The following is a 19,954-nucleotide window of genomic DNA, read 5'->3' as shown; positions in this document are numbered from 1 at the left end:
ATTTAAAATGAAGGCTAACGATATATATTCCAATGCATTTAATTTTGGATCTTATATTGATACCGGTGTCGATCCCAGAACAGGTCAATATAGCGCAAATATCAACATTATCACGTTGAGACCAAATAATGTCGGTAATATTGAACAGGTACTTAATTTATCATTTTCGCCATTAACAACGTTAAATAATGGATTTGGGATTGGCTGGCGGTTTTCATTAACAACACTAGATGTAAAGACACTCACATTTAGCCGGGCAAATGGAGAGCAATTTAAATGTAAGCCATTGCCACCAAATAATAATGACATTAGTTTTAAAGATAAAAAATTAAAAGATTTACGTGTATATAAACTCGATAGTAACACTTTCTATGTTTATAATAAGAATGGTATTATAGAAACACTTAAACGAATTGGATCAAGTGACATTGCAAAAACGGTGGCACTTGAATTTCCAGATGGTGAAGCATTTGATTTAATTTATAATTCAAGATTTGCATTGTCTGAAATAAAATACCGTGTGACGGGTAAAACCTACCTTAAACTCAATTACTCTGGAAATAATTGTACATCAGTCGAATACCCTGATGATAATAATATCTCTGCGAAAATCTCATTCGATTATCGTAATGATTACCTTATTACGGTGACGGTACCTTATGATGCTTCTGGCCCTATTGATTCTGCCAGATTTAAGATGACCTATCAGACATTAAAAGGAATATTTCCGGTTATTAGCGCTTTTCGTACACCAACAGGCTATGTTGAGCTGGTAAGTTATAAAGAGAATGGACATAAAGTGACGGACACGGAATCTATTCCTTATGCTGCTGCATTGACTATTCAACCTGGTAATGGGCAGCCTGCGATCAGCAAATCCTATGAATATAGTTCAGTACATAATTTCTTGGGCTATTCTTCTGGCCGGACAAGTTTTGATTCTAACCAGGATAATTTGTATTTGGTCACAGGAAAATATACCTATTCATCCATTGAACGTATTTTAGATGGTCAAAATGTCATTTCAGTAACAGAAAGAGTGTTTAATAAATTCCATTTAATGACTAAAGAAGCAAGAACACAAGATAATAAGAGAATTACAACAGAAATTACTTACAATGAAGATCCGTCAAAAAGTTTCTCCGAGCAACCAGAAAATTTACAACAACCCTCTCGGGTGTTAACGCATTACACAGACTTACAGACCAATACTTCACGAGAAGAGACCGTTAATATTAAAAGCGATGATTGGGGAAATACTCTACTTATTACTGAAACCAGTGGAGTACAGAAAGAATATGTTTATTATCCGGTGAATGGTGAAGGTAATAATTGTCCTGCCGATCCATTGGGCTTTTCCCGGTTTTTAAAATCAGCGACGCAAAAAGGATCGCCTGATGCCGCTCAAAGTGTTGCGAATAGAGTAACTCACTACACATATCAAAAATTGCCGACTTTTACAGGTGCTTATATAAAGGAATATGTCAGCAAAGTTTCAGAAACCATAGATAGTAAAATAGTGAGAACGTTTAGTTATGTGAATTCACCGACGAGCAAATCTCATGGCTCGTTAGCGAAAATAACATCGGTAATGAATAATCAGCAAACGGTCACAACATTTAAATATGAATATTCAGAAAGTGAGATGACCACAAACTCTACGGTGACGGGGTTTGATGGGGCGCATATGGAATCGAAAAATGTGACCTCTATTTATACACATCGCCAGCTTCGTAAAGTTGATGTAAACCGTGTGATTACAGATCAGTCTTATGATCTTCTGGGCCGAATTACAGGTCAAATTATTGACCCTGGTACGACAAAAGAAACTAAACGTAATTATGTTTATCAATATCCCGGTGGTGACGAAAATGATTTTTGGCCGGTGATGATAGAAATTGATTCCCAAGGTGTCAGGCGTAAAACCCATTACGATGGAATGGGGCGTATTTGTTCGATTGAAGAACAAGATGATGATGGTACTTGGGGAACATCGGGGGTTTATCAAGGTACATATCGAAAAGTTCTTGCCAGACAATATGATGTTTTGGGGCAATTGATCAAAGAAATTTCAAATGATTGGTTATGGGATTTATCTGCTAATCCTTTGACTCGCTTGACGACTCCTTTGGTTGCAACGAAAACCTATCAATATGATGGTTGGGGAAATCGTTACAGCACTGAATACAGCGATGGTCGGATAGAGCTAGAAATCCATGATCCTATTACGAGAACAATTACTCAAGGGGTCAAAGGATTGGGGATGCTAAATATTCAGCAAAATAACTTTGAACAACCTGCTTCAATTAAAGTTGTGTATCCTGATGGTGTGATATATAGCACTCGAACCTATCGTTATGATGGATTTGGTCGTACGGTGACTGAAACAGATGCGGAAGGTTATGCTACCCAAATTGAATACGATGTATTTGATCGTATAGTGAAAAAAACGTTGCCAGACCGAACAATATTAGAATCCGCTTATGCCAGCTTTAGCCATGAAGAATTAATTTCTGCACTGAACGTGAATGGAACACAATTAGGCTCGTTAGCTTATGATGGTCTTGGGCGAGTAACCAGCGATACGGTGGGTGGGCGCAAAACGGAATATTTATATGGTCCTCAAGGTGATAAACCTATCCAGTCTGTCACTCCTGCACATAATAAACAAAACATCGATTATCTTTACTCTCTCGGCAGTGTGATGTCCAAATTTACCACAGAGACAAGCCAACAAAACTTTCGTTACCATCCGAAAACGGGGGCATTATTATCTGCGTCAGAAGGGGTATCCCAGAGCAATTACAGTTATTTCCCATCGGGTGTATTACAGCACGAATCGTTTTCGCGGGATAATAAACCCGTTTCATCGGGCGATTACCGTTATACGATGTCCGGCTTAATTCAACGTCATAAAGATAGTTTTGGTCATGATCATGTTTATAGCTACGATGCCCAAGGAAGATTAGTCAAAACAGAACAGAGTTCGCAATACGCGACATTTGAATATGACAGTGTTGGACGGCTAATAACAACGACGACAAAAGACACAACATCATTATCCCAATTAGTTACAAAAATCGAATATGATGTTTTTGATCGAGAGATAAAACGCTCGCTAATTAGTGATTTCTCAATACAAGTCATTACCTTAAGCTATACAAAAAATAATCAAATCAGTCAACGTATCACCTCCGCCGATGGGGTGGTTATGAAAAATGAACGTTATCAATATGATAGTAATCAGCGCTTAAGCCAGTACCAATGTGAGGGAGAACAGTCTCCGATTGATCATACTGGCCGTGTGTTAAATCAGCAAATTTACCATTATGACCAATGGGGTAATATCAAACGGCTTGATAATATATATCGAGATGGTAAAGAAACCGTGGATTATCATTTCAGTCAAACTGATCCAACTCAACTTATTCGTATTACCAGTGACAAACAGCAAATAGAGTTAAGTTATGATGCCAACGGTAATCTGACGCGCGACGAAAAAGGGCAGACGCTTATTTACGATCAGAATAATCGCTTGGTACAGGTCAAAGACAGTAAGGGTACTCTGGTATGCCAATATCAGTATGATGCATTGAACAAATTAACCGCACAAGTTTTAGCGAATGGGACGATTAATCGTCAGTATTATGCTTCCGGTAAAGTGACGAATATCCAATTGGGTGATGAAACCATTACCTGGTTGAACAGCGATAAGCAACGGCTTGGTCATCAGAGTACCAAAAATGGCCAGTCCGCCTACTATCAATATGGCACTGATCATAATAACACGGTGATAGCCAGCCAAAACGAAAACGAGTTGATGGCTTTGTCCTACACGCCTTATGGTTTTAGGAGTTTAATTTCTTCATTACCGGGTTTGAATGGTGCGCAGATTGATCCGGTAACAGGATGGTACTTCTTAGGTAACGGATATCGTGTTTTCAATCCGGTTCTCATGAGATTTCATAGTCCCGACAGTTGGAGTCCTTTTGGTCGGGGAGGGGTTAATCTCTATACTTATTGCCAGGGCGATCCTATAAATCGGATTGATCTTAACGGTCATCTTAGTGCCGGTGGGATATTAGGTATTGTGCTAGGGGCAATTGGTATCATTGTTGGGATTGTATCACTGGGGGCTGGCGCGGCAATTAGCGCAGGTTTAATTGCCGCAGGGGGAGCTCTGGGGGCGGTTGCTTCTACCAGTACACTTGCAGTTACTGCGACCGTCATTGGATTGGCTGCTGATTCGATAGGGATTGCGTCAGCCGCATTATCGGAAAAAGATCCGAAAACAGCCGGGATATTAAATTGGATTAGTTCGGGGTTGGGGGTTTTAAGCTTTGGTATCAGCGCAATAACCTTTACCTCTTCGCTGATAAAATCGGCACGGAGTGGTTCTCAGGTAGCCAGCGCGGGTGTTATCGGGTCAGTACCTATTGAATTTGGTGAAATTGCCAGCCGTTCTAGCAGACGTTGGGACATCGCTTTATCCACAGTATCATTGAGTGCGAATGCTGTGGCCCTCTCTACGGGGATAGCGGCTTCCGCCGTTGAGAATAGTAATGCGAATGCCGCTAATATCTTGGGCTGGGTCTCTGTGGGTTTTGGTGCTGTGTCAACAACTTCGGGGCTAATTAATCTTGCGCGTACAGCTTATGCAGTGAATCATCATACTTGGGAACTTAGCTCATCGGCAGGCACTTCTGAAGGAAGCGAAGCCTATACTTTATCTCGTCTTACGCAATTGGAACCGGAAGCGGTAAATGTTCACCCCTCTATTCGAGCCGTTGAAGTGAATCAAGCATTTCGCAATAGTACCGGGAATCTATTTAGTCAATCGTCCATTGAAACCCGTAATGTGTTGCGAGGCCGTTTGACCATATAAAAATCCTGTGGGCTGATTGTTAAGTCTCACGAAAAAGAGCTATTGGGCGACGCTTGCGTCGCCTTTTGGTTTTTTTGAGGCAAAAGATAGAGTGAGATATTGTCAAGGATTATAATAGTTAATTGTAAAATATGTGATTTTATTCGCATTTATATGTCAATATAATGCTTCTGATTATTTAACTTTATTGCATTTACTATGCGAAATCACCTTATAATTTTATTTTTAATAAATTATTATCTCATTATGAAACCAAAATAAATTATTTCTAGATCATATTCTTGGGTTTGTTTTTTTTATCCAGTTCCTGTTTTAATTAACGTGTTCTAAAGTGGATCTTGACCTATTCACATGAATGAGTGCTTATATAATTGTCCCTTGCTATTCTAGCATCCTGACCTATTATTTTTTTTATCTACCTACCTATCTCTCTCTTCGTTATCATCAAAAGGCGGGATCACATATGAACGCTTATATTAAGTACGTTAAAAAATTCAATGAGGTTTGTGAACATTATCAGATGCATAAGATAAGAGAAGATGAAAAAGTTTATGATCAAGTTAATAAACCTGTGATTATGTCAGCTAAGTTAATAAAAGAAGCTTTTAATCCTGAGTTGTTTTCTGATGATGTTTTATTTTCACTATTCAGCATATTGAAAAAAGAAATGATGGTTTCTCAGGAGTCTTTAATTCGGGTATATATAGAAGGGAGATTGAGCGCGGAACATATTGATCCTATTCTTTATACGGAGCTTCATGAAAACGAGACATTTGAGAGTTGGATATCACGAGCTACTGGGGGGGAACGGTTCTGTGTGATTGTCAATGACACTGAACGTTGGTCTGATTATATTGTTCAAGCAGTTTCTTCTATTTTCGCTCCTTTGCGAAAAATTCTTGGCGAAAGAAATACTTTCATAGGGACTTGTCTGTTTATTGGTAACTATGGGTACACGCCATTTGGTGTTCATCTTGATGATCCTTATAGCTCGGTAGTGCATTTCCATTGTGGGCCTAATGCCAAAGAAATGTCTCTGTTTAATAAGGATATTTTTGAAGAAATAGAGGGAATAAAATATCGGTTTAATATGGAGAAACTACGGCCTTATGCCGATAACTGGATAATAGAGGCTGGTGATATATTTATTCTTCCACCACATCATTATCATATTGGCAATACGCCACAATATTCAGTTGGAATGGGTATTGTAGTGAATAAAGAAACAGAAGATCGTTTGGAAAACATGCTCATTAATAAAGGTATTGCCCAGTTAATCGCGAAAAAAGGCATTGATAATCTTATCACTGAGGCAGAAGAAAAAAATATTTCTCTATCAGACTGGTTACGTGCTTCACGTGATAGTTATTTTTCCTCGCTATATGAAAAACATGGATTACCCAAAGCTAGCAAGAGTAAACAGTTACATTTTGATGAGCAGGCAGCGGAAGAAATTGCCAAATTAGCCCAATTGCAGGAAATAATTACCAAGAAGATGGCGGATAATGGTGGAGATTTCTGGTCGGTTGGTGAGGTTTTGGGTAAGTTATCACGTGATAACATTATCGATATATTAAATGATCTGTTAGAAAAGAAAGAAATTACTGATAAATATGAACTTCTTTCTGAAGATAGTATTTATATTCACCGACAGAAAAACTTTCATTTACTTGTTCGCTTTATTGGCAAAACCAATAATGAAAGACTGTACGTCAATGAATTCGATACTTTTATCATCAATCCATCACAAGAGGCAATACAAGTTCCATATTACAAATGTAAAATTAATCATAATGATCCATTTGTACAACCAGAAGCATTGACTTCATTAGGCGTTTTTACTTTCGAACCAAACCAGCTATATAGCTTTAAAGCTTACGAGGATATTCTTGATTTCGGTTATGAGAATCGTAATGGCTCTTTCTTACTCATTGCACATTCAGATGCTAAAGGGTGGATTAGTTGGATTTACGATCGAGTGAGCTTACAACCCGTCGAAACCATTTGTACTAATTTAAGTGCGTCACGTATTCAGCTATATGTCCGGCTGCTGGGGGCGATGAAATATCATGGCGCAAGTGCTGTACTGGAGAAACTTGCGACATCTGATTATGCCAATTTTGTTCGCTGGGAGGCGGTTGAAAGTCTTGCACAGATTGATAGTGCTGCGTGTCTGGCATTGTTACACCAGATAGCTCGTGAAGATACCGATATGATGATGCGAGAAACGGCAAAAAATAGTTTACGGCTCAGTGGGTTTGACGTTGCAAGGGAGGACTAAACATGGCGATAAAATTGGCAGTCGAGCCTGGCTTTCAAATCACTTTGACGGCTTTAATTGAATATCTGACCGATTCCGGCGTGCTTGAGAGTTTGAGAGCATCCTGTTATAGCCAGGATGATATGTTAAATACAGCAACTCATCTTAAGGCTTTAGCGCTTAATCGCCATGAAATGTTGCAACATATAAGTAATGCCTTAGTGACACCTGAAACTTTCCAAGATACCAATAATGGACAATCACAAAGCTATGTTTTGTACACTTGCCCAGTTTTTACATTGCGTTTAATGGTCTGGATACCTACGGGATTTCAGGCTCGGAGTATCCCTTTTTCCTATCGTTATGCCCATGATCATGCATTTGACCTGATGAGTGTGGGTTTTTTTGGTCCTGGATATCGTACTTCTCTGTATGGTTTTGACTATTCTCAGATCGAGCAGAGTGACAGCGGGGAAACACTTTTCAGCTACGCAGGGGATATGTTTCTGGAAGAAGGGGATATTATTTATTATTACGCGAATAAGGATGTGCACATTCAGCATGAACCTGTTTCGTTATCAGCATCTTTGAATCTCATTATTCCTAAAAGTATTCCTTCAGTTCGACAAACGATTTTTGAATTATCGGAATCGGAAGGGCGTATTGTTGGTAAACCAATATTCAATAGCTTACAACGGGTAATTTCCCAACGCTCGATTTTTTCATTGATGGCGCATCAGGGGAATCTACGTACACAAAAACTGTTGATCCATATTGCTAAAACTCACCAGTCGGAAGAAGCCAGGGCAATGGCATGGGCTGCTATTCTTCGTCATCAGGCCCCACAATCGTTGATTGATAGCGCATTGGCTGACAATAGCAACTATGTTCGTAATGCGATTCAGGCAGTATTGGCAACTTTGCAGGAGAAAATTCATGACGCTTGAATTCACGCCTAAACCCGGTAAGCCATTGGCATTGCCTGAGTTGGTTCAGCTTTTGAAGACCAGTAATATGGTGGACAATGTTTCCTGTGGCCATTACCAGCGGGAAGAGATAGAGATAGCCAGTCAATGGTTGGTAGATTTTGCGGCTAACAAGCAAGAAATATTGGACATCATCTGTGACCAATTAGTCTCCCCTAACCAGTTCCAGTCTGGAAACGATGTTCAGCCACCGACATTTATTCTGTACAGCGACTGGAGATTTGCTATTCGCATGGTTCTATGGTTACCACCTGGTCCTCAGTCAGCACCCGCCCCATTTTCCTGGCTAGAACCTCATGACCATAATTTTGATTTTTTGACAACTAACTTTTTTGGTGATGGCTATACGACACGTCTTTATGAATACGACTATGACAGTGTTGATGGCGTTGAGGGTGAAGAAGTCGCTATGAATTACTTTGGCGAACAAATGTTATCCCCAGGCAAAGTCATATTTTTCTTTCGCAGTAAAGATATGCATATTCAATTTCCACCACCAAATTTATCCGTCTCTATCAATATCATCATTCAACCCAGAGGGAATGGACAGCGCCAATATGAATTTGATCTGGATAGGGAAAATAATTCTGGCTTTCAGGTTGCACGTATTAAAAACGGGCGGTTTGAACGATTTCGTGCACATAAAGCCTTGTTTTCTGTTTTGATGAAAGAAGGCAATGAACGTAGCAGAGAGCTACTGCATATAATTGCCAGCAGCCATACTCGTGAAGAGCTACGTTCTATCGCTTTTGTTTCCATGCTGAGTTTTTCTACCGATACACAATATCGTGATCAGATTTATCACCTTGCCATGAGTGATCCCAGTAGTTATGTCCGTGTGCAAGCTCAGCAATGTATGTTAGCGCTGGCCTAGCGAGCGTTAATAGTACCGCGTCATATCAGACGCACTAATATAAAAAAGAGGTAAATTATATGAAAAACACTAAATTGGGCAAGATTGAAACAGGCCAAATGGAAAATTCTCTCCGGTTAGCGACTTTTTCCCAACCGGTTAGTCTGGCTGGGGCCGTACCGCGTACCTTATCTGGTAGTGAAGCGGGAAGGGTGCTTGGCTTTGGTTGTCGTTCTTGTACCGAATCATCAAAACACGAATGATAAATAATTCTGTAGCTATTTGATAGCAATATAAAGTTGAGCGGATTTCTAATTGGCGAATAATACCACCGGATGGAGGTCCGCTATTTTGAGTTATTAGGGAGGGAAGGTGTTGCGTGGTAAACGTGTATTACTCACCGGTGCCAGTGGCCTGCTTGGTCACGCAATCACTGAAATGCTTGCAGGCAATGATTCTCGAATGGTAGTAACCGGAAGATGTGAGAATCGACTTAAAGAATTGTCCCGACAATATCAGGATAACTGCGAAATATATTCATTTGCTGGGGACATCTGTCATGATAATTTCCGCCAGCAGTTGATAGATTTCACCTGTGCAAAGTTGGGTGGATTGGATGTATTAATCAATAATGCCGGCGCTTTCCATTTTGGCAAACTGGTGGATCTAATACCGGAAGAAATTGATCAGGTTATTACGACTAATGTCACTGCTTTAATTCATATGACATATCTCGCTTTGCCACATCTATTATCAAGCGCACAGCCCTCGGTTATCAATATTAGCTCTTTGGCTGGAAAAGCCAGTTTGCCTGGGGCTAGTTGCTATGCAGCATCAAAATGGGCAGTCGTTGGGTTTACTGTAGCGTTACAACAAGAACTATGGAAACAAGGTGTACGAGTATGTGCAATCTCACCGGGTCAGCTTGAAGTGTTAGGTGCGGTATTACCAAATGGTGTAGGAACTGTCCCGCTTTCATCCGTCACTGACGCGATTGTTTTTATTCTTCAGCATCCAGTAGGTAGTTGTCCGGCAGAAATTGTTTTACGGCCGATAGCGACTTGTTAATCATAAATAAAGTCTTGCTTGTCTGTTGTTTTTGACTGATTAAATATACCCGTCATCTTTCAAGTTGCCTCTTTGTTGGCTGCGCTCGCTCACCCCGGTCACATAGTTATCATGGATGTCGCCTTTTATGAGAAGTCGAAAATTGAATTTAAAACTATTTTGCAAGAAGTTATATGATGATGATTTTTTTATTTTGCGATACCTAAAAACAAAGCTAAACATCGATCCACTTGTTGCATCGTCGCGTAATCGAGTTTACCAAATACTGCGCCAGCTTTTTCTTTCGGGAGAGTCATGGTTTTATCAATCATGACCTGTGACGGTTTTTCAAGATTTGTTTCAGGAAGAGGCTCGATCATCACCCGGAAAAGTGGTGCATCAATTAATGTTGAGGTCACGGGCAAAATAGTAACACTGGGATGTTCATCAAAGTTGTCAGATTGGATAACCAGCGCAGGGCGGGGCTTGCCATAAGCCCCTTGTAGAGCAACTGTTATCAAGTCTCCCCGTTTCACTCCCAGTCTCCTGAATCAGCTAGTTCATTTATCGCGTTTTCCAATAGTGTATCCGTTTCCTTGTCCTGTGTTGCCATAGCCAGACGGCTTTGACGCCGACACTCTTCTTTAAAATGAGGAAGGCGTGTATCAGGCACCCATATTTGAACGGGCCTTAATCCTGACATCCTGAGCTGTTGTCTGTGTTTTTTGACACGATCTGCAACCTTATTCATACTTCACCCTCGTGACATGTAACGATGTCTATAATATAACCAAAAAAACGTTACATGCAACACGTTAGTAAAAATTGTTGTAAATTTTCTCTCAATGTAGGCGGAGATATCGAGTTAAAATCCCAAAAAGTTTTTAAGGTATTAATCCGGCGTATTCTCGTTACTCGATTTCCTGTTTATTTCCACATGGGAATAATCTTCTTGTATATTATTTTAATATTGATATCAGTGTTGATAATAATTTTTCAATAGGTGAATATTTTGCATTTATCCTAAATAAATTTCGGTATTTTACTATTTTCTTAATCATCTTGTTATTTTCTTAGCAATATGATGAATATGAAGTGATTTTAACCGTGGAATATTAGCGGTAATCAGATTATGGCATTATACTGTGAAAAAGAGATAATAAACAAGGTTGGGGCGATTGAGCCAAGTAAATCAATTAAAAAATGAGGCACAATGATGACTAATATTTATGTAAACAAATATGCTCCAAATGGTATCGTCATGAAATTCCCATTAGCACCCGATAGAAAGATAGAGAAGTGGAAAGCAGAAAATTTGAATTTTCGCATTGGTACTCCAGGATTTATATGGTTGGATGGCCGGAATATTTCAGAATTTCGCAACTTATTTTGTTATCCAAATGTTTCAAATCTTTATCTTGCATTCACGTTTAAAGCACAGTTTTTCACTCCACGAAATTTTACAGCAGAAATGTCTAGGGAGAAGCCAACTCAAGATTGGTTTTTCAATAATGGGGAATACGTTGAGAACGGTTTTGATAATTTTGGCATCTATTCCGATGATACAGGTGCCGGAGAGTACAGCATAAATTTAATTGAACCCTGTTGTTATATTATAAAAGAGGGTGAATTAAGTTATAGTGGTAAAGGCTCTATTTTTCCAAATCTCTCTTTTTTTGTAAAAAATAAAGTGAGTTCAAATTTTTTAGCAAATTTAATTTCCACAGATTTTGAAGTCATTATTAATTAGTCAATGGCTTGGTTGTATATACCCAATGGATTTCAAGATGCATCGCGACGGCAAGGGAACGAATCCCCGGGAGCATAGAAAACTATGTGACCGGGGTGAGCGAGTGCAGCCAACAAAGAGGCAACTTGAAAGATGACGGGTATAAATAGGTTTCTTTAACTGCCTCGTTCTCTCTTTCTATTACCTTGCTTCTGTAAGTTTGGCGAGTTTAAACCCTAAAAGTAGAGCCAAGAAGATAAGAATGGCAATAAATAAAATAACGCCATTCCAACCTAATTGGAGCCAAAATATACCGCCAAAAGTGCCGACCACACTTGAACCAAAATAATAACAAAACAGATAAAGGGAAGAGGCTTGTGCTTTGGCCCGGCGAGCACGACGTCCGACCCAACTACTGGCAACAGCATGTGCAGCAAAGAAACCAAAAGTGAGGACTATCATCCCAATGATAATCATCACCGCAGATGAGAATAAGGTAATAAGCGTACCGATCAGCATCATACTTATCGTCGCGATCAGCACTTTTCCGAGTCCATATTGATTAGCTAATGTGCCCACTTTAGATGCGCCGAATGTCCCTGCCAAATAAACAATAGATAACATACCGACAATTGATTGATTAAAATGGTAAGGTGAATCTAATAAACGATAACTTATGTAATTAAATAGGGTAACAAAACTGCCCATGAGTAAAAAGGCTTCAAAAAACAGTAATGGCAATCCTTTATCACGAAAATGTAATCTCAGATTGACTAATAAAGATTTAGGCTTGAGAGAGCTTGGTCTAAAATGACGTGATTCAGGCAACATACGCCAAAACATCATTGCCGCAATTAATGCTAATAAACCTAGTACGATGACAGAAACCCGCCATGAGAAATAATCAGTGATAACACCCGATATTAATCGTCCACTCATGCCGCCAATAGAATTACCACTAACATAAAGTCCCATTGATAAAGCAACAAAGTTAGGGTGGATTTCTTCACTAAGATAAGTCATTGCCACGGCGGCTACGCCACTAAGAGATAAACCAACCAGAGCGCGTACAATCAGGATTCCATGCCAACTGGTTATAAATGCACTGAGCAAAGTGAAAAATGCAGCGGCAAATAGTGCCGTTACCATCACATTTTTACGGCCAATAGCATCAGACAGAGGACCTGTGATTAATAAGCCCAATGCTAGCATGCCAGTTGAAAGGGATAGAGATAAGCTACTGGTAGCGGGAGAAACACCAAAATCATCCGACAGCATGGGTAAGATTGGTTGAACGAAATAGAGTAGGGCAAATGCAGCTAACCCTACGGTAAAGAGTGACAATGTAACTTTAACATAGAGAGGATCGTCTTTCTGAATGTGGTTTTTCTTATGTTGAACATTTTGGACAAGATGATGACCAAGAGCCGGATTTTCACTGATACTACTATTATTACTATTACGACTAAGGTCGGTATTACGACTAAGGTTGGTATTACTACTAGGGCTGGCGCTCACATAATTTCCTTACTTAACGCATTAGCAGGCTTATATTTTTATGAAGATCAAGCATATGAATTGCAAAATATTTTGTCTAATATATTAATCATTGATAATAATATGTATTAGATCTCAAAGGTGATTATGGCTATCGAACTACGGCATTTGCGCTACTTTATTGCAGTGGCAGAGGAATTACATTTTGGTCGTGCGGCAGAACGGCTTAATATTTCACAGCCTCCGTTAAGCCAACAAATTCAATCACTTGAAAATAGTATAAATGCGCAGTTGTTAGAACGTAATAACCGGAATGTGAGCTTGACGCCAGCCGGTAGCATGTTTCTAAAAGAAGCTTATCAGATCCTGGCTCAGGTTGATGCTGCCGCAACAAAAGCAGCAAGAATGCAGAAAGGAGAATTAGGTGAAATATCTATTGGTTTCACCTCTACGACACCCTTTATGCATAAGGTTACTCTGAGTTTACGGCAATTTCGGGAACGTTACCCGGAAGTCGCTATTCATATGCATCAGATGAATACTAAACAACAAATTGCGCCATTACTGACTGGGCGGATCGATGTTGGCATCATGCGTAATACCCAATTGCCAGATAATCTTGAGTATCGGCTATTATTTCGAGAACCTTTTATGCTTGCTGTTTATGATGGACATCCTTTGCTGGAATATGCCTCACAGGGAATAAAGCTCGAAATGTTGGCTGGTTATTCGATGGTGTTTTTTGAGCGCGAAGTAGGAACGGCTTTGTATGATGAAATCATGACATTACTGGCTCAAGCAGGTGTGACACCGATGATTTCACAGGAAGCAGGCGAAGCAATGACTATTCTTGGGCTGGTTTCGGCGGGATTAGGCGTCAGTATTGTGACTGAATCTTTTACTCGAATGAAAGTGGATGGTGTTCAGTATATTCCAATCGTTGATAACCACTCTTGCTCTGAGGTCTGGTTGGTAAATCACAAAAATAGGCCAATATCGGCCGCCGCAGACAGGCTGATAAGCCTGCTCATATCTAATATATTAGATGGAAAAAATAAGTAGAAATCAGCTAAATTTCGTGCTGAATATCACATATTTACTGAAAAAATCATACTTTTTGCCTAAAACCTAGACATAATCAGCCAACAATTATTTTGGAACGTGAATTAATTAGAGCGTAAAAGGATAAATAATGGATGGACAACCGGGGCATATTGATCAGATAAAACAGATTAATATTGGTACTGTTTATCGGTTAATTGATCAATATGGGCCAATTTCCCGTATTGAACTATCCAAAACAGCTCAACTTGCTCCAGCCAGTATTACTAAGATTGTCCGTGAATTGGTTGATGCGCATTTAGTCATGGAAACGGAATTTCTGGATTTAGGATTCAGAGGGCGTCCGGCGACCGGATTGAAGCTGGATTCTGAAAGTTGGCATTTCCTGTGTGTCGGTATTAACTTGGGAAGTTTAATATTGGGACTGCGTGATTTAAGCAGCAAGTTAATTGTTGAAGATGTATTGCCATTACCGGTCAACCAGGAAAAATCCTTTTTAGATACTATTATTGATGAGATTGATGCATTTTTCGGTCGCTATCAATCTCGTCTTGAACGTTTGACGGCAATTAGCATAACTATAAATGCCATTGTTGATCCGACCAAGGGTTTAATCCATAGTTTCCCTTATTATCAGGTTCAGGAGTTACCAATAGGAGAATACCTGCATTGTCGAACTGGATTACCGGTATTTCTTCAACATGAAATAACCGCCTGGACGATAGCTGAATCATTATATGGAGCGGCAAAAAATTGTCAGAATATTATCCAAATGGTCATTGATGAATATGTTGGCGTTGGCGTGATTATTGCGGGGCAGACATTACATGCTGGCAACGGTGGTGTAATGGAGATAGGACATATTCAGGCTGAACCTGATGGTAAACGCTGCTATTGTGGGAATTTGGGGTGTTTGGAAACAGTTGCGGGTATCAGCCATATTTTATCCAGAGCAAAACAGCAGTTGTCAGTGGTACCAGATTCTTTACTGAACGGTGAGCCATTGACTATTGAATCATTTTGTCAAGCGGTTAATAACGGCGATACTTTGGCAATAGATATTATTCGTGATATCGGGGTGAAAATTGGTCATATTATCGCAATTATGGTTAATTTATTTAACCCAGAAAAAATTTTGATGGGTTCACCCCTTAATGCTTCACAGCAGGTTTTGTATCCGGTGATTAATGAATGTATTCAACGACACTCTTTGCCTGCTTATGGCAAACAGATTGAGTTAGTTGCGACAAAATTCAATAATTCAGGCACATTATCTGCGGTAGCATCAATTAAAAAAGCTTTATATGATGGTTCATTGTTGATCAATTTAATGAAAGGATAATGCACCCGTCATCTTTCAAGTTGCCTCTTTGTTGGCTGCACTCTCTCACCCCGGTCACATAGTTCGCTATGCTCCCGGGGATTCGCTCCCTTGCCGTCGCGATGCATCTTGAAATCCATAGGGTATATGCTTGATAGCGATTTTCTGGTTGTAATATCAACTTTATATGGATTTTTTTGCTAAATTGACCTGGCAATTAAACAAAACATTGAGCTAACGCAATCTCCCTTATAGTTGCATCCTCTAGACTTAAGCGCTCATTAATCGGATTCTATCTGTCATTATGGAAAACAGAATTTATGTTAACGCGCCTATTTGTTACGGGGACAGATACCAACATAGGTAAAACGGTTGTTACCCGTGCATTATTACAAGTTTTTAATCGTGACGGAGCAACGGCAGTAGGGTATAAGCCTATAGCTACAGAAGGGTATGAAACAGAAGAAGGTATACGTAATCGAGATGGCGTGATCCTACAAAAATCTTCTCCCGTTCCGCTTAACTATGAAGAAATTAACCCAGTTATCTGGAAAAGCAGGTATTGTGAAGGAAATCAGGTTGATTTCGAACAGATGAAAAAAGGATTGAATAATCTTAGTAATAAAGCAGATCGCGTTATTATTGAGGGTAACGGTGGTTGGCGTGTATTATTGGATGATGAAACTTTTTATTTTGATTGGGTGATTAGGGAAAAAATCCCAGTGATTTTAGTTGTTGGTATTCAGCCTGGCTGTGTAAATCACTCAATTTTAACTGCGCAGGCAATAATAAATGATGGATTGCAATTAGTCGGGTGGGTAGCTAACAGAATTAATCCTGGCTTATCGCACTATACTAAAGTGATGGGTAGATTACGCCGTCACATTAATGCGCCACAATTAGGTGAAATTCCTTATATTTTACGCCCCGAAGAGAAAGATTTATCCTGCTACTTGGATGTCGCCACTATATTTAAACAAGTTGGGGGAAGTGAGAGTGAAGTTGGTATAGAGAACCAATATACATAAATATACCCGTAATCATTGAAGATGCTTGATTTTATCCGAAATGGAGATCATTACCTTCCTCCATTTTGGATATATATCATTTAATAACTCATTAATCTACATAAAATATTACTATAATGAGTTATAATTTTATATTAATTAGAATTTAGTTAATTTTCTGTCTAAAACATGGGGACCGTGGGTTGATCTTCGGATGCATTCAGGAATTTCAGTATATACCATAAGTTTTGATACCGACTCATCGGCCCCATCAGCTTTTGGTGTTGAAATTGAATATCCCGTATCGACTGGAGTGAAACGAATAAGTACAACGGGACCTGGATCACATCAAATTACGGATAATAATGGTGCTGGTACGGATCGTATTAGGTTTAAAAGTTACTCTATAGGTCAAGTCATTAGGATCATTTACAACGCTTAAAGTTGAGCCTATGGTTTGCTTTTTTTGATGGATAAATGAAACACAAGAGTAGCAACCATAGGCTTTTCATTAATTCAAGGATCTAAGAATTCCATCTGACAATGATTTCGATTCTATTGCTTGATGGAAGCCTTCTTCTGGATGAATCATAGAAACAAGTCTGGTTTTTATGACTGGCTTACCGTCAAAGTAAATAAACAACTCTTTCCCTAAGTTTCTTGCTAAAAAAAGTTTGAACCGGTCACTACAATTCAGTCCTTTTTTAACCTTAATAAAAATGTTATTGGCATTCACAGCTAAATCATCACCGACTTCTCCTACAGGAAGAGCTTGTTCTATACAAGGTTTGGATAAATGAAATGTTTCATTACCTGCGATGTAATCAAGAGAAAGTGGTTGTTTCTGCGAAACACACCCTGTAAGACCAAGGATAATAGACAGCGTAAGGATGAATTTAGTCATTCAGTTTGCCCTCATTGTTGACATTAGTATTCTCAATTATAGCTACCAAAATAAGTTATTTTATGCAAGTTATTTTTTTCTTTGTCGGTTTTATTAATTAAGAGCGGGTAAATTTATTAAAGAGTTCGGTTTTCTAATCAAGTACATTGTTTCCTGTGATCTTTTATCAGCAATGTTATCAGGGGAGCATCCTATGCTACTCCCTAATAATAAGATTATTTGCTTTTTTTATTTCTTCTTTTATTGCCGGCAGCAATATGAGCTTGTATCTCCTCTTGAGATAATGGTGTTTTAGCGGGTGATATTTGGGACGTAATATCAAAAATATTCCTATCATCGAATTCAGGATGGTTAATAAATGGCAAATATTAAAAAATTCATCTTATTGTGGATGGTGCGGGTGACAACAAAGCTCATCTTGTGGAGGAGTAGGCTTATGTTAGCAACATTGAGTGACATTACCTTCCTCCATATAGCCCAAATTTAAACCCGATAGAACGATTATGGAAGGTTATGAATGAACCTGTTCGAAATAACCGTTATTTCGCTGATAAACATGAATTTCGAGACAAAGTATTCAAATTTTTCACCACAACGCTACCTGATATAGCGGACTCGCTGATGTCTGGAATTAACGACCATTTTCAGGTGCTAAAAACTGCATCTTGAAAGATGACGGGTATAAATAACGTTTCATAATTCTGCTACACGCAGCCTTATTCAACCCATTGTTATACATATAATTATTTGTGGAATAAGATGTAGCGCTATTTTGGAATCTTATTTATACATAAATATCGTGATTGTGATCTATAAGCAATCAATAAGAAAACCTCACTTGCGAAAAAGTGAGGTTTATTATTAATCTAAAATCTCAATTCGATATAATAGGTTTGATCTCTATTTACCACAAACACTTGTCATTTTTTTAACAAACTTGGGAATGCCATTTATTCCATTATATGCAGATATTTGCATGCATTTTTTGTTAACATTAATGATAAAGAAATCACCTTTAAATAGTGCTCCGCTATCATAGACTATGGCATTTCCAAATACAGGGGCGTTGTATTCTTTAAGAAAATGTGAATGTCCAACGAAAACCGCCATAACGTTGTATTTTTTAATCAGTGATTTAAATTTTTCTTTTTCAGCATAACTGCTGTTACTAATAAAATGGTCATACCCATCATGAAAATTTAAAACCACAGCCTTTCCTCTTGTTTGAGCAGATTTAAGATCGCTTTCCAACCAGTCAAGGGATTTTGTAATATAAACAGTTGGGCTGATATAGTGGTTCAAATTGACGCTATAGGTAGGGTAATTTTGTAATTGAACGTAATGAATATCACCAAAATCCCATGAATAAGATAGACTTCCTTTCCATGCTTTATTGTCATAGTCATAGGAGAAATTATTTAATTCTTTACTATAATTACTTATTCTCTCTGCCATATCAAATACAGCGGATCTGGCACAGGCATTACGACTGAAATCAAGATTTTCGAGGGAAGTACAATCATTAACATTATTTGCATAATCATGATTTCCCAATCCCATAAATAGCGGGAATTTGATTTTTGATGTATATATCTCCTCAAGGCTTCTTCTGGTACTGGCGCGTCCAAACTCGGTAAGATCGCCATTAACGATACCAAAGGCAAGATGATTGCGTTCATAAATATTATTGATACTGTCTGCTACTTTTCTATTTAATTCTTCCCACGGTTTTTTGTCGGCATTAGGATCACCTTTTTCAGGATCTAAACGCCACGGCTGGGGATCTGACATTACGGCAATTTTATAATTGCTATCTATATTTTTTTCAGTGAGATAAATATCAATCTTTATGCCCGAAGAAGACAAACTTTTAACTGTTTTCTCAACTTTATAATTAGCTGATACTGCGGAGAGAGAGATATTGTGGTTCTGAGCACCCCAATATGAAAGGCTCCAGTGAACATTTAACTTATCCTCACTATTGGGTAAACGATAAATAATTTCACCCTCAGTGCCACTAAAAATCTTACCTTTTGAGGTAAATGAATCGCGACTATATGCAGGTATTGATGACGATGGTTTTTCAATCCAACTTCCCCAAAATAAATTTGTTTTTTCAGCCACTAATAAACGTGATGTATTATTATGCAAATAAATTTTCACATATTGCTCACTGCTGCTGCCATTAAAATTCTCGGTTTCTGTTTGATTTCCTGCGACAGCGCTACATCCTGATATCGCTAATGCTATTAAAAACACCATAATAGAGAGAATTTTCTTAGCGATAAGATCACTCATAACGGTTTCCTATTTTAAAATTTCAATGTGATTTTTTGAGCTAAAAAGATATTTAACTCACCATTATTCGGTAAATATTTATGTTTCAAAACTTTATAATATTAG

The 19,954-nt window shown here is 38.6% G+C and carries 16 protein-coding genes and 1 pseudogene; 12 read left to right on the top strand and 5 right to left on the bottom strand.

All coding sequences use genetic code 11. The features are described from left to right. Positions 1–7: 7 nt before the first annotated feature. The 6 genes from EAE91_RS08085 (at position 8) to EAE91_RS08060 (ending at position 10,052) form a co-directional block, all read left to right on the top strand. On the top strand, positions 8–4,885 hold the full coding sequence (locus EAE91_RS08085) for an RHS repeat domain-containing protein (RefSeq protein ID WP_214088038.1): 4,878 nt from the start codon (positions 8–10) through the stop codon (positions 4,883–4,885). Positions 4,886–5,348: 463 nt separating this feature from the next. Continuing rightward, positions 5,349–7,166, top strand: a complete 1,818-nt coding sequence (locus EAE91_RS08080; RefSeq protein ID WP_214088037.1) for a HEAT repeat domain-containing protein — start codon at positions 5,349–5,351, stop codon at positions 7,164–7,166. Between the two features lie 2 nt (positions 7,167–7,168). Next, positions 7,169–8,092 (top strand): hypothetical protein, encoded by a 924-nt coding sequence (locus EAE91_RS08075; RefSeq protein ID WP_214088036.1) that lies wholly within the window; start codon positions 7,169–7,171, stop codon positions 8,090–8,092. After that, positions 8,082–9,005 carry a hypothetical protein gene (locus EAE91_RS08070; protein WP_214053663.1) on the top strand — a complete coding sequence of 308 codons (924 nt, stop codon included), beginning with the start codon at positions 8,082–8,084 and terminating at the stop codon, positions 9,003–9,005. The genes EAE91_RS08075 and EAE91_RS08070 overlap by 11 nt, the downstream gene beginning before the upstream one ends. Before the next feature lie 59 nt (positions 9,006–9,064). Continuing rightward, positions 9,065–9,247: a hypothetical protein gene (locus EAE91_RS08065; RefSeq protein ID WP_214053731.1), complete on the top strand. Its 183-nt coding sequence runs from the start codon at positions 9,065–9,067 to the stop codon at positions 9,245–9,247. A gap of 109 nt (positions 9,248–9,356) precedes the next feature. Then, positions 9,357–10,052 carry an SDR family oxidoreductase gene (locus EAE91_RS08060; RefSeq protein WP_214088035.1) on the top strand — a complete coding sequence of 232 codons (696 nt, stop codon included), beginning with the start codon at positions 9,357–9,359 and terminating at the stop codon, positions 10,050–10,052. 188 nt (positions 10,053–10,240) lie between these two features. On the opposite strand, the gene EAE91_RS08055 is transcribed toward EAE91_RS08060, so the two are convergent. After that, complete coding sequence (locus tag EAE91_RS08055; protein ID WP_046394614.1) at positions 10,241–10,567, bottom strand: type II toxin-antitoxin system PemK/MazF family toxin; 327 nt, start codon at positions 10,565–10,567, stop codon at positions 10,241–10,243. Continuing rightward, positions 10,564–10,782: an antitoxin MazE family protein gene (locus EAE91_RS08050; RefSeq protein ID WP_214053660.1), complete on the bottom strand. Its 219-nt coding sequence runs from the start codon at positions 10,780–10,782 to the stop codon at positions 10,564–10,566. The genes EAE91_RS08055 and EAE91_RS08050 overlap by 4 nt, the downstream gene beginning before the upstream one ends. Positions 10,783–11,244: 462 nt before the next feature. Between EAE91_RS08050 and EAE91_RS08045 the strand changes: the two genes are divergently transcribed. Next, entirely contained in the window at positions 11,245–11,781 is a 537-nt protein-coding gene (locus EAE91_RS08045; protein ID WP_214088034.1) for a hypothetical protein, read from the top strand. Between the two features lie 180 nt (positions 11,782–11,961). On the opposite strand, the gene EAE91_RS08040 is transcribed toward EAE91_RS08045, so the two are convergent. Beyond that, a complete protein-coding gene (locus tag EAE91_RS08040) occupies positions 11,962–13,203 on the bottom strand; it encodes an MFS transporter (RefSeq protein WP_214088130.1) in 1,242 nt (413 codons plus the stop codon). A 201-nt stretch (positions 13,204–13,404) separates the two neighbouring features. Between EAE91_RS08040 and EAE91_RS08035 the strand changes: the two genes are divergently transcribed. The 4 genes from EAE91_RS08035 (at position 13,405) to EAE91_RS24565 (ending at position 17,089) form a co-directional block, all read left to right on the top strand. Then, positions 13,405–14,319 carry a LysR family transcriptional regulator gene (locus EAE91_RS08035; RefSeq protein ID WP_214088033.1) on the top strand — a complete coding sequence of 305 codons (915 nt, stop codon included), beginning with the start codon at positions 13,405–13,407 and terminating at the stop codon, positions 14,317–14,319. A 130-nt stretch (positions 14,320–14,449) separates the two neighbouring features. Then, positions 14,450–15,661: a sugar metabolism global transcriptional regulator Mlc gene (mlc, locus tag EAE91_RS08030; protein ID WP_214088032.1), complete on the top strand. Its 1,212-nt coding sequence runs from the start codon at positions 14,450–14,452 to the stop codon at positions 15,659–15,661. A 299-nt stretch (positions 15,662–15,960) separates the two neighbouring features. Continuing rightward, complete coding sequence (bioD, locus tag EAE91_RS08025) at positions 15,961–16,668, top strand: dethiobiotin synthase (RefSeq protein ID WP_214088031.1); 708 nt, start codon at positions 15,961–15,963, stop codon at positions 16,666–16,668. Positions 16,669–16,825: 157 nt separating this feature from the next. Continuing rightward, positions 16,826–17,089, top strand: coding sequence for a colicin Z C-terminal domain-related protein (locus EAE91_RS24565; protein ID WP_280520274.1), 264 nt, complete (start codon positions 16,826–16,828; stop codon positions 17,087–17,089). Between the two features lie 69 nt (positions 17,090–17,158). Here EAE91_RS24565 and EAE91_RS08020 read toward each other — a convergent pair whose 3' ends face one another. Further along, entirely contained in the window at positions 17,159–17,551 is a 393-nt protein-coding gene (locus EAE91_RS08020) for a hypothetical protein (RefSeq protein WP_040150683.1), read from the bottom strand. A gap of 372 nt (positions 17,552–17,923) precedes the next feature. Here EAE91_RS08020 and EAE91_RS08015 point away from each other — a divergent pair. Beyond that, a pseudogene (locus EAE91_RS08015) lies at positions 17,924–18,220 on the top strand (transposase); the annotation flags it as partial. 231 nt (positions 18,221–18,451) lie between these two features. Here the strand turns inward: EAE91_RS08015 and EAE91_RS08010 are convergent. Then, positions 18,452–19,849 carry a metallophosphoesterase gene (locus EAE91_RS08010; RefSeq protein ID WP_214088030.1) on the bottom strand — a complete coding sequence of 466 codons (1,398 nt, stop codon included), beginning with the start codon at positions 19,847–19,849 and terminating at the stop codon, positions 18,452–18,454. Positions 19,850–19,954 lie beyond the last annotated feature (105 nt).

The sequence above is a fragment of the Photorhabdus noenieputensis genome (assembly GCF_018448935.1).
Classification (GTDB): domain Bacteria; phylum Pseudomonadota; class Gammaproteobacteria; order Enterobacterales; family Enterobacteriaceae; genus Photorhabdus; species Photorhabdus noenieputensis.
This window is presented reverse-complemented; position numbering and strand designations above follow the sequence as displayed.